The organism is Streptomyces sp., assembly GCF_019510245.1.
In the GTDB taxonomy this organism is placed as follows: Bacteria; Actinomycetota; Actinomycetes; order Streptomycetales; family Streptomycetaceae; genus Streptomyces.
Map to the genome: position 1 here is coordinate 139,313 of NZ_JAEKKT010000120.1, position 13,376 is coordinate 152,688.

At 72.5% G+C, this 13,376-nt stretch carries 12 protein-coding genes; 9 read left to right on the top strand and 3 right to left on the bottom strand.

Annotation, left to right across the window (positions count from 1 at the left end; all coding sequences use genetic code 11):
* The first annotated feature begins 44 nt into the window (after nt 1–44).
* The 4 genes from JF597_RS11325 to JF597_RS11340 all read left to right on the top strand — a co-directional run bounded on the left by JF597_RS11325 (nt 45) and on the right by JF597_RS11340 (nt 2,529).
* The gene (locus tag JF597_RS11325) at nt 45–794 is read left to right on the top strand and encodes an SDR family oxidoreductase (RefSeq protein WP_293992529.1); all 750 of its coding nucleotides are present in this window, start codon (nt 45–47) and stop codon (nt 792–794) included.
* Between the two features lie 53 nt (nt 795–847).
* A complete protein-coding gene (locus JF597_RS11330; RefSeq protein ID WP_366916393.1) occupies nt 848–1,456 on the top strand; it encodes a VOC family protein in 609 nt (202 codons plus the stop codon).
* 87 nt (nt 1,457–1,543) lie between these two features.
* Complete coding sequence (locus JF597_RS11335; protein WP_293992532.1) at nt 1,544–1,825, top strand: DUF6400 family protein; 282 nt, start codon at nt 1,544–1,546, stop codon at nt 1,823–1,825.
* Between the two features lie 239 nt (nt 1,826–2,064).
* A complete protein-coding gene (locus JF597_RS11340) occupies nt 2,065–2,529 on the top strand; it encodes a hypothetical protein (protein ID WP_293992534.1) in 465 nt (154 codons plus the stop codon).
* A gap of 57 nt (nt 2,530–2,586) precedes the next feature.
* On the opposite strand, the gene JF597_RS11345 is transcribed toward JF597_RS11340, so the two are convergent.
* Complete coding sequence (locus JF597_RS11345; protein WP_293992536.1) at nt 2,587–2,940, bottom strand: DUF805 domain-containing protein; 354 nt, start codon at nt 2,938–2,940, stop codon at nt 2,587–2,589.
* Nucleotides 2,941–3,111: 171 nt separating this feature from the next.
* Here JF597_RS11345 and JF597_RS11350 point away from each other — a divergent pair, with 171 nt between their 5' ends.
* From JF597_RS11350 to JF597_RS11365, 4 genes are all read left to right on the top strand, one after another.
* Complete coding sequence (locus tag JF597_RS11350; RefSeq protein ID WP_293992538.1) at nt 3,112–3,966, top strand: hypothetical protein; 855 nt, start codon at nt 3,112–3,114, stop codon at nt 3,964–3,966.
* Between the two features lie 118 nt (nt 3,967–4,084).
* Nucleotides 4,085–4,849 carry a TIGR03936 family radical SAM-associated protein gene (locus JF597_RS11355; protein WP_293992540.1) on the top strand — a complete coding sequence of 255 codons (765 nt, stop codon included), beginning with the start codon at nt 4,085–4,087 and terminating at the stop codon, nt 4,847–4,849.
* 276 nt (nt 4,850–5,125) lie between these two features.
* Nucleotides 5,126–9,109, top strand: a complete 3,984-nt coding sequence (locus tag JF597_RS11360) for an Rne/Rng family ribonuclease (RefSeq protein ID WP_293992543.1) — start codon at nt 5,126–5,128, stop codon at nt 9,107–9,109.
* A gap of 247 nt (nt 9,110–9,356) precedes the next feature.
* Nucleotides 9,357–10,151 (top strand): class I SAM-dependent methyltransferase, encoded by a 795-nt coding sequence (locus tag JF597_RS11365; protein WP_293992545.1) that lies wholly within the window; start codon nt 9,357–9,359, stop codon nt 10,149–10,151.
* 77 nt (nt 10,152–10,228) lie between these two features.
* On the opposite strand, the gene rfbC is transcribed toward JF597_RS11365, so the two are convergent.
* Together rfbC and JF597_RS11375 are read right to left on the bottom strand one after the other, a co-directional pair.
* Nucleotides 10,229–10,822, bottom strand: a complete 594-nt coding sequence (gene rfbC / locus JF597_RS11370) for a dTDP-4-dehydrorhamnose 3,5-epimerase (RefSeq protein WP_293992547.1) — start codon at nt 10,820–10,822, stop codon at nt 10,229–10,231.
* A gap of 60 nt (nt 10,823–10,882) precedes the next feature.
* Nucleotides 10,883–12,916, bottom strand: a complete 2,034-nt coding sequence (locus JF597_RS11375) for a glycosyltransferase family 2 protein (protein ID WP_293992550.1) — start codon at nt 12,914–12,916, stop codon at nt 10,883–10,885.
* Nucleotides 12,917–13,262: 346 nt separating this feature from the next.
* On the opposite strand from JF597_RS11375, the gene JF597_RS11380 reads away from it, so the two are divergent.
* The coding region (locus JF597_RS11380) for a bL21 family ribosomal protein (protein WP_293992569.1) at nt 13,263–13,376 on the top strand (114 nt) is incomplete at its 3' end.

A 13,376-nucleotide genomic window follows, 5' to 3' on the forward strand; every position in this document is an offset into this window, starting at 1 on the left:
CGGCGCCCGCGAGACGGGCGGCGCCGGCGGACGTGGAGGCGGACATGGCCGACGGGTCGAGCGGAGCGCACGGAGAACTGGCCGGGCAGACGGTCGTCGTGGTGGGCGGCAGCGCCGGCATCGGTCTGGAGACGGCGCGGCAGGTGCGGGCGGCCGGCGGCGACCTGGTGCTGGCGGCCCGCAACGCCGAGCGCCTGCGGCGGGCCGCGGACGAACTGCACCCGCTGAGCACGGCCGTGCTCGACGCCCAGGACACCGCACACCTGGAGCGCTTCCTCGGGGACCTGCCCGGACGGGTCGACCACGTGCTGGTGACGGCGGGCAGCCCGTCGTACACCCCGTTCGGCGAACTCGATCCGGCCGACGCCGCCCGGGACTTCGGCGGGCGGATGGCGATGCTGCTGGCGGTGGCGCGGGCGGCCCGGGAGAAGGTCAGGCCCGGGGGGACCCTGCTGTTCATCGGCGGCACCGGCGGCCGGCGGCCCGCGCCCGGGATGGCCGTGGTGGGCGCGGTCACCGCGGCGCTGCCGGCGCTCACCGCCAACCTGGCGCTGGAGGTCGCCCCGGTCAGGGTCAACCTCATCGCGGCCGGGTTCGTGGACACACCGCTGTCCGCGGCCCTCCTCGGCGACCATCTGGAGGCGCGGCGCGAGGAGTTGCGCAGAACGCTGCCCATCGGCCGGGTGGTCGGCCCGGCGGACGTCGCCGCGCTCGCCCTGCACATCATGGTCAACGACGCCCTCACCGGCGCCACTTACGACATCGACGGCGGTCAGCAGCTGCTCGCGCACTGACCGCCCGCCTCGCCGGCATCCCCCAAGCCCCTACGAGAGGGGAGACGCAAGCCATGGACATGAAACTGGAGGTCGTCGTGGTCCCGGTGGCCGACGTCGACCGGGCCAAGGACTTCTACACCACGCTGGGCTGGCGGCTCGACGCGGACGTCGCCGGCGACGGGGACTTCCGGGTGGTGCAGGTCACCCCGCCGGGCTCCCCGGCGTCGGTCATCTTCGGCTCCTCGGTCACCGACCAGGCGCCGGGTTCGGCCCGGGGCCTGCACCTGGTCGTCGACGACATCAAGACCGCCCACGACGAACTGGCCCGCAACGGTGCACACCCGAGCGACGTGTTCCACGACGCCGGCGGCGTCTTCCACCACGCGGGCACCGACGCCCGGGTGGCCGGCCCCGACGGCAGCTACGGCTCCTTCCTGTCGTTCAGCGACCCGGACGGCAACGGCTGGCTCCTCCAGGAGGTCACCACCCGGCTCCCCGGCCGGCTCGACCCCGAGGCCACCGCGTTCTCCTCGGCCGACGACCTGGCGAGCGCCCTGCGCCGGGCCGAGGCGGCGCACGGCGAGCACGAGGCCCGCACCGGTCGCGAGGACCCGGACTGGCCGGACTGGTACGCGCGGTACCTGGTGAGCGAGCAGGCCGGGACCGAACCGCCCTCCTGAGCCGGCCGTGGCCGCCTGCCCCGACCTGCTGTGATGTGTCCCACGGCCCCTTGTCGGCACCCGGAAGGCCTACCTAAATTCGGTTATATGTCCGACAAAGATGCCTCCCGTCCCGCCGAGCCGGTCGAGTTCTCCGTCGACCTCACCGGTCACGAGCTGACCCGCCGCGCCCATGTCATGGCGGCCCTCGGCGACGACTGGGACCCGGTCGAGACGGTGCGCGGCGAGGAGGAGGCGTACGACCTGCTGTACTCCGGCCTCGACCCGGAACAGCAGCGGCTGTACGACACCCTCGCCGCGGCCGGCGTCCTTCCGCGCCGCGGGGACGGCGGGCGCCCCGGCGGGGACGGCGACGGCTCCGCCACCTGAACCACCCGCCGGAGGGGACCACCCCTGACGGGTGAGGGCGTGCCGGGCGGCCGCAGGGAACATGGGCGGTCCGCAAGGGCGGGCGGCCATGGCCCGACACGCCGCGGACGGGTGTTCCGGGCGCCGACGAAACCGTGACACCACCGCCATGGAAGCCGTACCGAACCGGTCGCACAATCAGGAAAACCGAACACGGGTGTGCAGCCGAAGACCGGCGGACAGCGGGGGAGCTGGCGGACATGGAACTGGAACTGCGGTACGACCTGCTGGGCGGCCGGCTCCGCAGCATCGGGGAGGTCGAACTCGGCTACGGCCGGTGGGGCGGCCGGCCCCGAGCGCTCGGGCCGCATCCGCTGGAGTACGACCTGCTCGGCAGCCGGCTGCGCCGGATCGGCGACGTCGAGATCGGCTACGGCCGCCTCGGCAGCGTTCCCAGGACGTACGGGACCTGGGACGTCGACTGCGCCGCCTGGTCCGGGATCCCGCGGCGGATCGGGCCGTACCCGATCGACCACCCGAGGCTCAGCCGCCGGGTGCGCGGAGTCGGCCCGCTCTGCGTCGAGTACGACCTGCTGGGCGGGCGGCCCCGCCGCGTCGTCCTGCCCGAGGGTCTGCACGCCCTTCCCGACGACATGCTGTGCGTCCTCTTCCTGGTGCTGCACCTGCAGAGCGAACGCAACAGGAGTTCGTCCTCCGGCGGGTAGCGGAAAGCGGCGAAGGCCCGCCGGACGGTTCCGGCGGGCCTTCGGCGTGTCGGCGGGTCAGACGGCGGCCGCGTACTTCGGGTTGGCGCCGTACTGGTTCTCCTCGGGCTTGCCGTCGGAGGCGAGCCAGACGAGCACGAAGATCCAGCCGACCAGCGGGATGATGCCGACCAGGATCGCCCAGCCGGAGCGGCCGGTGTCGTGCAGCCGGCGGACCGCGACACCCAGGCTGGGCAGCAGGACCGCGAGGTCGTAGATCGCGGCGAGGGCGCTGAAGTGGATGGCCGCGCCGACGGCGATGAGCACGATCGCGATGATCGTGTTGATCAGCGTGAACATCCAGTATTCCTGCCGACGCGCGCGTCCGCTGAACACCACGTACTTCTTCAGTACGTCCACGTACCAGTTCATTACTCGTCCCCCCGGGGATCAAGGCGTGATTGTGCGCACAGCAAATCAAGCCGACCTGGCCGGTTCCAATCAGATTGGCGTGTGCGGGTCAACCGTTACCGTCTCGCCGCCGATCGGTGATCAAGGGGGCCCGACCGCATCCGCACGGCCCGTGAGAGCGTCTCTGTGACCATGAACATGCAGAAACGGCCCCAGTGGCCGCCACCACCCGAGCCGCAGCACCCCGAGGGATGCCTGGTCGTCGCGGTCAGGATCCCCGTGCGGATCTTCGTCTTCCTGGTCGTGCTGCCGGTACGCCTGCTCTGGGACGCGTTCACCGCGGCCGCACGGTTCCTGTGGCGCTACGTCCTCGCCCCGGTGGGACGCGCGATCGGACGGATTCTCCACGCGCTCCTCGTCGTACCCCTGATCTGGCTGTACCGCTACCTGCTCACCCCCCTCGGCCACGCCCTCCGACGGCTCTGCGCGCAGGTGCTCCCCCCGGCAGGCCATGCGCTCGTGTGGTTCTACGCGCGCGTGCTCACCCCGATCGGCCATGCGGTCGTACGGCTCCTCACCCTCGTCGCGAAAGCCGTGATCTGGGCGTTCGGCATCCTCGGCACCGCCCTGCACCGGACCGCGCACGTGCTCCTCGTCCTGCCCGCCCTCGCCCTGTGGCGCTGGATCCTCGCCCCGGCCGGCCGCGTCCTCGGCATAGTCCTCAGGGAGACCGGGGAGGCCGTGGGCCACGCCTGGCGGGCCGCCGGGTACGTCGCACGTACCGTCGGACGGGTGCTCGGCACCCTCTTCCGGTGGATCTTCCTGGAGCCCGCACGGTGGGTGTACCGGACCGTCCTCACCCCGGTCGGACACGTCGTCCGCGACCTCGTCCTCCACCCGGTTGCCCAGGCCGCACGCGCGATCGGCCGTGCCGTCCGCCAGGCCCGCGCCGACCTCCGCCGCGCCCTCTTCGGCGGGCCGCGGCCGCCCGTGCCCGTGGACCGCCGGGAACCCCGGGGCCGCGACACACGTACTCTTGGTGGATAGCAGTACACAGCCGTACGGCCCACAGCGGTACGGCCCTCGCACAAGAACGCACCAGACCCACGAAGGACTGACGACACTGGGCAAGCGACAGCCCGAAGGCCCGCCGCCCGCACCCGCGGTGCAGCGCATCCGACTGCGCTACACCAAGCGCGGCCGCCTCCGGTTCACCAGCCACCGTGACTTCCAGCGCGCCTTCGAGCGTGCGCTGCGCCGCGCCGAGGTGCCGATGGCGTACTCGGCGGGGTTCACACCGCACCCGAAGGTGTCGTACGCCAATGCCGCACCCACCGGCACGGGCAGCGAGGCCGAGTACCTGGAGATCGCGCTCGCCGCACACCGCGACCCGGAGCGGCTGCGCGCCCTCCTCGACGAGTCCCTGCCCACCGGGCTCGACATCGTCGACGCGGTCGAGGCGCACACGTCCGGACTGGCCGACCGGCTCACCGCCTCCGTATGGGAGCTGCGACTGGCCGGCCAGGACCCCACGGAGGCCGAGAACGCCGTCGCGGCGTTCAACGCCGCCGAGTCCGTCGAGGTCCGGCGCACCACCAAGAACGGCGTCCGCACCTTCGACGCCCGCCCCGCCGTCGTACAACTTGAAACACAGAGTGAAACGGCTGATAGGCCGACCGACCAGCCCTGTGCGATACTGCGGCTGGTTGTTCGGCACGTGACGCCTGCCGTACGACCCGACGACGTCCTGTCCGGTCTCCGCGCCGTGGCCGACCTGGCGCCGCCGGTCCCCGCAGAGGTGACCAGGCTGGCGCAGGGGCTGCTCGATGAAGAGACCGGCACGGTGACCGACCCGCTCGCGCCCGACCGCGAGGCAGCCGAGGCCCTCTCGAAGGCCGAACCGACTGCCGCCGCGACGGTGCCGGCGTAAGGAAGGTCCCGCGAAGGACGGACGTCGTAGCGCCGCCCTCGTACTCGGGAGCCACCTGGGTCGGGCAGCGCACCGACCAGAAGACTTTCGCCAGGCCGTCCGCGACAAGGCGTACGGAACCGGCGAGACAGGACACAGAGAGCTCCTGTGCGGCGTCCGCGCCCCACACGGCGGCACCGCGCATCGCGCGAGCCGTGGACGTCACCGGCGGTCGCTCGAACCGATCGACGCCGGACCAGGCGCGGCGCCCGGGAGCCTGACGGGAGAAACGCCCGCATGCTCGAACCGACCGAGCCCACCGAGGGCTCCGAACCGAACACCCCCAGCGACACCCTGCCGCCGCGCAGGCGTCGCCGTGCCGCGTCCCGCCCCGCGGGACCGCCCACCGGGACCGAGGCTGTGGCCGAGACCACCGTGCCGGCCATACCGGCCGCCGAGACCTTCGAGTCCGCCGCCGAGGCGACGGACGAGGTCACCGAAGGGGCCGCCGAGGCCCCGGAGACGGCCGAGGCCGCCGAGGAGGTCGCTCCCGCGCCGCGTACGCGCCGCCGTGCGACCCGCCGGGTGTCCGCGCCCGCCGGTGCCCCCGCCGAGGCGGCCGAGGCCGCGGAGACCGTCGTGGCCGCCGCCGCCGCTCCCGCTGCCGCTGCCGCCGGTGCCCTGAGCGACCTCGCCGAGACCACGGCCGCGGTCGACTCCGCCGCCGGCGACGAGGACGCCGCTCCCGCGCCGCGTACGCGCCGCCGTGCGACCCGCCGGGCCTCCGCGGCCGCCGGCGCCCCGGCCGCCGCCGAGGCCGGCGAAGAGACCCCGGCCCCGGCCGTCGCGGACGGGACCGCCACCGAGACCGCGTCCCCCGAAGCCGTCGAGGCCCCCGAGGAGACCGTGGCCGTCCCCCGTACCCGTCGCCGCGCCACCCGCAGGGTGTCCGCGCCCGTCGGTGCGCCCGAGGCCGCCGCCGAGACGGCCGCCGCCGAGGAACCGCAGGCCGCGGTCGCCGAGACCCAGGCCGCCGAGCCCGTCGAGGCCGAGGCGCCGCGCCGCAGGCGTCGCGTCGTGCGGCAGGCCGCCACCGGGTTCTCCGAGCCCGCCGCCCGGGCCGGCGCCGAGGACGAGCCGCAGCGCCGCCCGGCCCGGCCCGCCGTCGCCGTCTTCCAGGCGCCCGTGTTCACCGAGCCGAAGTTCCAGACCCCGGAGCGCGCCGCGGCCGAGGCGGCCGCCTCGGCCGCGGGCGCCGAGGAACCGGAGGAGTTCGCGGCAGCCACCACCGCCCCCGTCTCCGCCGCTCCCTCCGCTGCCACCGAATCTCCCGCTGCCACGGCCTTCGCCGCCGAGCCGGCCGAACAGGCCGAGGCCGGTTCGCGCCGCCGGCGCCGCCGCCGGGGCGCCGTGGAGGAGGCCCCGGTCGCCGAGACCACCGCCGAGGACGAGACCGACGAGCCGGAGGAGTCCGTCGAGGACATCGCCGACGGCGAGGACGAGGCCGAGGAGTCCGGCTCCCGCCGGCGCCGCCGTCGCGGTGGCCGGCGCCGCCGCCGCGGTGACGCCGCCGACGGCGACGACGGCACCGACGAGCTTGCCGCCGAGCAGGCCGAGCAGGATGCCGAGGACACCGCCGAGCAGGAGGAAGAGGACGACGAGGAGGCCCACGACGAGGCCGGCCTGTCCTCCTCCAGCAGCCGCCGTCGCCGGCGCCGCCGCAGGCGTGCCGGGGACACCCCCGACAACGAGCCCGACGAGGGCGACCCGGAGCGCACGGTCGTCAAGGTCCGCGAGCCCCGCAAGCCCTCCGAGCCGTCCGACGAGGTCCAGTCCATCAAGGGCTCGACCCGCCTGGAGGCCAAGAAGCAGCGCCGCCGCGAAGGCCGCGAGCAGGGCCGCCGACGCGTCCCGATCATCACCGAGGCCGAGTTCCTCGCCCGCCGCGAGGCCGTCGAACGCGTGATGGTCGTACGCCAGCACGGCGACCGCACCCAGATCGGCGTCCTGGAGGACGGCGTGCTCGTCGAGCACTACGTCAACAAGGAGCAGTCGACCTCGTACGTCGGCAACGTCTACCTGGGCAAGGTCCAGAACGTGCTGCCGTCGATGGAGGCCGCCTTCATCGACATCGGCAAGGGCCGCAACGCCGTCCTGTACGCCGGTGAGGTCAACTTCGAGGCGCTCGGCATGGCCAACGGGCCGCGCCGTATCGAGGCCGCCCTGAAGTCCGGCCAGTCCGTGCTCGTCCAGGTGACGAAGGACCCGATCGGGCACAAGGGCGCCCGCCTGACCAGCCAGGTCTCCCTCCCCGGCCGCTACCTCGTGTACGTCCCCGAGGGCTCGATGACCGGCATCAGCCGCAAGCTGCCCGACACCGAGCGCGCCCGGCTGAAGACCATCCTCAAGAAGATCGTCCCCGAGGACGCGGGTGTCATCGTGCGCACCGCCGCCGAGGGCGCCAGCGAGGACGAACTGCGCCGCGACGTCGAACGGCTCCAGGCGCAGTGGGAGGACATCCAGAAGAAGTCGAAGAACGGTAACGCCCCGACGCTGCTGTACGGCGAGCCGGACATGACCGTCCGGGTCGTCCGCGACATCTTCAACGAGGACTTCTCCAAGGTCGTCGTCAGCGGTGACGAGGCCTGGGAGACCGTCCACGGCTACGTCTCGCACGTCGCGCCCGACCTCGCCGGACGCCTGTCGAAGTGGACCTCCGAGGTCGACGTCTTCGCCACGTACCGGATCGACGAGCAGCTGTCCAAGGCCCTGGACCGCAAGGTCTGGCTGCCCAGCGGCGGTTCGCTGGTCATCGACCGGACCGAGGCGATGGTCGTCGTCGACGTCAACACCGGCAAGTTCACCGGCCAGGGCGGCAACCTCGAAGAGACGGTGACCCGCAACAACCTGGAGGCGGCCGAGGAGATCGTCCGCCAGCTCCGGCTGCGCGACCTCGGCGGCATCATCGTCATCGACTTCATCGACATGGTCCTGGAGTCCAACCGGGACCTGGTGCTGCGGCGCCTGCTCGAATGCCTCGGGCGGGACCGTACGAAGCACCAGGTGGCCGAGGTGACCTCGCTGGGACTCGTCCAGATGACCCGCAAGCGCGTCGGACAGGGCCTCCTGGAGTCCTTCTCCGAGACCTGCGTGCACTGCAACGGCCGTGGCGTCATCGTCCACATGGAGCAGCCCAGCTCCGGCGGCGGCGGTGGCGGCGGCAAGCGCAGGAAGCGCGGGCGCGGCGGCGACGGGCACGAGCACGAGCACGACGTGCACGAGACCCACGAGGTCGTGTCCGACGGGGCCGTCGAGCACGCCGAGGCCGTCCACGCGGTCGAGACCGCGGCGGAGGTCGAGGCCGAGGCCGCCGAGCCCGTCGCGCTGCCCGCACCCGACTTCGCGCCGGACGAGGAGCTGTACAGCAGCGTCGCCGAGGCGGAGGCCGCGGCCGGCCGCGGCCGTACCCGCCGCCGCGCGAGCCGCAGGGCCTCGGCTCCGGCCGGCGCGCCCAAGGGCCGTACGGCACGCACCGAGACCGCGGGGACGGCCACCGGGGCCGAGGCGCCGACCGCGCAGGACGTACCGGCCGCCGTCGAGGCGGAGCGTCCGGCACTGCCCGAGCCGGCCGCCGCGGCGCACGCCGAGCCGGTCGCCGTCGAGGACCCGGTGGTCGAGGCTGCCGAGACCCCGGCCGCCGAGGAGGCCGCTCCCAAGGGCCGTACGCGGCGCCGGGCCACCCGGAAGGTGTCGGCGCCCGCCGGCTCCCCGGCCGGTGCCGAGGCGGCCGTGGTGACGGTCGTCGCCGAGAGCGCCCCGGTGGCGGAGACCGTCGCGGAAGCGGTGGCGGAGACGGTCGCCGAGACGGCGCCGGAAGCGGTCGCGGAGCCCGAGGCGGCCACGGCCGCCGAGAGCGCCGCTCCGGCCCGCCCGCGCCGCCGTGCGGTGCGCAAGGCCACCGCGCCGACCGCGTCCGAGGAGGCGGCCGTCGTGGTCGTACCGTCGGCGGAGACGCCGGCGGCGGACGCGGAGGCCCCCACCGAGGCCACCGAGGCCGCCGGGGAGGGCGTCGAGGAGGCCGTCCCGGCCAAGAAGACGGCCCGCAAGACGGCGGCCAAGAAGACCGCGGCGAAGAAGACGGCCGCCAAGAAGACCGCTGCCAAGAAGACGGCCGCGAAGAAGACGACGGCCAAGAAGGCGGCCAAGACCGCCAAGACGGCCGCCGCCAAGTCGACGGCGAAGAAGACCACCACGGTCACCACCGCCTCCGACGAGAGCTGACGGCCCCGGCCTGCACACCAGCGAACGGCTCCCGGCCCCACGGCCGGGAGCCGTTCGCATGTCCGCCCCGGACCTGAACGACCCCCCGCCACACAGCGTGACCGGCCGGACGAGAACAGTGGCGGGGACACCGGCCGATTCACAGGGAACGCCCGGTAAATTGACGGGAAAGGTTACGCGCACGCTCGTCATACGAGTAACTTCGCCGGGAACCCGAACAGCGGAATTACGACGAAAGGCCGCTTGAGTGAACCGTCATGAACTGCTGCGTGGACTGCACCGCGTCTACCGCCCGCGCAACTATCTGGAGATCGGTGTCAATGACGGTCGGAGCCTGGCGCTTTCGCGTGTGGCCTCCGTGGCGATCGACCCCGCCTTCAAGGTGGTGACGTCGATCAGCTGCGATGTCCACCTGGTCCAGTCGACCAGTGACGACTTCTTCGCCCGCAAGGACCCGCTGGTGCACCTGCGGCGCGGCCGCAACCCCTTCCGCGCCCTCGCCCGCCGCGACCCGCTCGGGGTGCTCGGAGGCGATCCCACGCTGGAACTGTCCTTCATCGACGGCATGCATCTCTTCGAGTACGCGCTGCGCGACTTCATGAACGTCGAACGCCACTCGCGCTGGTCGAGTGTGATCGTCCTCGACGACATGCTGCCCCGCGACGTGGACGAGGCGGCGCGCGACCGGCACACCAAGTACTGGACCGGCGACGTCTACAAACTGGTGACGGTCCTGCGCAAGTACCGCCCCGACCTGGTGGTCCTCGAGGTCGACACCGCGCCGACCGGCGTCGCCGTGGTCTTCGGGGCCGATCCGCAGAACACGGTGCTCAAGGACGCGTACGACGACATCCTCAAGGAGTACGTCACCCCCGACCCGCAGGCGGTCCCCGACGAGGTGCTGGTGCGCAAGCACGCCGCGCGGCCGGAGGCGCTGCTGTCGGCGGACTTCTGGCCCGCCCTGGTCCGGGCCCGGAACCTGCGGCGTCCGCGCGCCGGCTTCGAGCGGCTGCGGGGGCAGATCGCCGCGCTGGGCGGCTGAGCCGCTGGGCGGCTGAGGGACGAGGAAAGGACGAGGGGCCTCGCGGATCTTCCGCGAGGCCCCTCGTCGTACCGGTCTCAGGCGCGCAGCTCCGCCAGGTAGGCCTGGCACGCCTCGTACGACGGCAGCAGGCCCTGAGCCTCGGCCTCGGCCAGGGACGGCGCCGCGGCGTCCTTCTCGGACAGCACGGGGGCCAGCTCCGACGGCCACTCGATGCCCAGCTCGGGGTCGAGCGGGTGGATGCCGTGCTCGCGCTGCGGGGCGTACCCCTCGGAGCACAGGTACACCACGGTGGCGTCGTCGGTCAGCGCCATGAAGGCGTGCCCGAGCCCCTCGGAGAGGTAGACCGAGTGGTGGTCCACGTCGTCCAGCCGCACGGCTTCCCACTGCTTGTACGTGGGGGAGCCGGTACGGATGTCGACGATGACGTCCAGCACGGCGCCGCGCACGCACTTGACGTACTTGGCCTGGCTGGGCGGCACGTCGGCGAAGTGGATGCCGCGCAGGGTGCCGCGGCTGGAGACCGAACAGTTGGCCTGCGCCAGATTCAGGCGATGGCCCGTGGCCTCGGCGAAGTCCGGGCCCTTGAACCACTCGTGGAAGCTTCCGCGGGCATCCGGGAAGACCTTCGGTTCGTGGATCCAGGCGCCGGCGATGCCGAGCTCCCGCATGTCGATCACATCCTTGTCGTGGTGCGTGTCCGTGGTGCGTGTCCGTGTGGGTCCGGCGGGTCAGCCGGTCAGCCTCGCCGCCAGGCCGCGCAGCTTCTTGCGGGCCGGTGCGGGCAGCCTGCGCACGACCGGACCGCCGACGGCGCGCAGCCGCCGCCGCAGGGCCGCCTTGCGGCGCTTGGCCAGCGTCGCGCGGACCAGCTCGGCATCCACCACGGGCAGGCCGTCGTCGAGCCGCAGCCGCCCGTTGCTCCGCACCGTCACGGTGCACAGCGGCAGGGCCGGGTCCTTCTCGCCGTCCAGCCGGGCCGCCAGGCTCCAGCGGCCCGCGGGCACCGAGGCCGCGCGCGAGGGAACGGTGATGTGGGCTCGGCCGGCCACGTTGCGGATCTCGGCGGACACCACGTGCGTACCGCCGCCGCCCTCGGAGCTGAGGACCAGCTCGGTCCTGGCCGGCGCGGTCTTCGGCCGGCTGAACACGTCCAGCCGCAGCTCCGGACGGCTGCCCGGCATCCGCTGCACGGGGCGGTTCTCCAGGTACGTCGCGAGCTTCTTGCTGCGGCGGGCGACGTCCAGGGTGAGGTTGCCGTGGGGGTCGGTGAAGTACGGGATGACCGGACGGGCGGGGGAGCCGAGCAGCGCGGGGCGCAGGTCCCTCTCCACACCGGCGACGCGGTCGGCGCCGAGCCGGGCCTTGCGGACCAGGCCGAGACCCCGGACGCTGATCCAGATGTCCCAGAAGCCCTTGGAGACCGGGCCACGCCCCTTCACGCCCTGGGGGCTGAGCACACCGCTGCCGCGCAGGACGACCTCGCAGGCGCCGTCGCCGAGGTCCTCGACGTGCGAGGTGAACTCGGCCGCGCACGGCCACTCGACGGCCGTCTCGCGGTTGCGCAGCGACATCTCGGCCTTGAACTGGTCCATCTCGTCCGTGACGTCGACCAGCTCGTCGGGCCCCAGCACGTCCTGGACCAGCTCGGGGTGCAGGTAGAAACGGCCGTCGCGGCGCAGCAGGCGGACCGGTTCGGCGGCGTCGCCGTGCACCAGCCGGGCGCTCGCGGTGACGGCGAGCTTGCCGTCGGACCGCCACTCGGCCGTCTCCAGCCGGGTCGCGCCCTTGACGGAGAGCCCGAAGCGGGCGAACCGCAGCAGGCCGTCCCCGTCGTCCCGGCGCAGCAGCGTCGAGCGGACGCGGGTGAGGGCGCCGAGCCCGTCGCGCACGCCCTCGCCCATGAACTCCTCGGCCAGCGGCCGCACGGCCTCCAGCATCTCGCCGAGGTAGGCCTCGTCGTACTTGAGGACGTTGGGCTCGCTGAGCCGGCCGAGCATCTCCACCCGGTAGAAGCGGCGCAGCAGCAGGTCGCGGAACTCACCGGGCTCGGTGTTCGCCATGACGACGTCGAGCACCTCACGGAGGTTCCCGTAGTAACCCGACGGGACGATGCGCGCGGAACCCGCGTTCTTGCCGTCGTCGCGCTTCGAGTAGTAGTAGCAGGTGTAGCTGCCGAGGATGGAGACGACCTTGGCGGGGAAGTACGCCTCCATCATGTACAGCTGGTCCTCCAGGCGCCGCTTGCCCTCGGGATAGGCGATCTTGTTCTCGCGCAGGAACTCCGCGCGGAACATCTTGTGCGGCGTGAGGCTGTCGTACAGCGGCGCGTCGTGGATCGTGCACTTCTCGCGGTCCGTCTTGAAGACGCCGTGCGGTACGCCCCGGAAGTTGCTGGCCACCTTGCCGATGACGATGTCGGAACCGTTGCGGTGCCCCATCTCGTACAGCCGGCGCAGGGCGTCGGAGGCGAGGTAGTCGTCCTGGTCGACGAACTGGACGTACTCGCCCTTGGCCTCGGCCACGCCGATGTTCCTCGGCTTGCCCGGCCAGCCGGAGTTCGGTATGTGGATCACCCGGAAGTGCGCGTGTTTCTCGGCGAGGGCGTCCAGTTCCGCGGGACTCTCGTCGGTCGAGCCGTCGTCGACGAACAGGACCTCGAACTCGTCCGCGGGAAGCGTCTGCCTCAACAGGGAGTCGATGCAGGGTTGGATGTACTTTCCCGGGTTGTACACCGGGATGATGACGCTCACCTTGATCGACATCTCTGTTACCTGGCTCCACTTTTAGGATGCTGACTAAGACATTAATGATCCGTGTACAGCCGGTGACCAACTGACGCACGAGTGGAGTCACAGGGTAACCGCAGCCGTTTCCCAGGAGCGACCGGGTCGGCGGGAGGTCCGGTCGTGGAGTCGGGCACGGGCCCGGTTTGACCACCTCCGCGCGGCCCCGTAACCTTGACCGTCGGCGTGTCCATGGATATGAGGACGCGCCACATCTCCGTAAACCTCTTCCTCCGGAGCGCACGCTGTTCCGGAGAGGCCGTCCGCGTCCGCCGGGCGGCTGGACTGCGGGGGTGCCGTTCCCGAGCGAGAGAGTGAGATCCGCGTGTACGCCATCGTGCGCAGCGGTGGTCGCCAGCACAAGGTTGCTGTCGGCGACATCGTTGAGGTTGACAAGATTTCCACTGCCAAGGTTGGCGACACGGTCGAGCTCTCGACC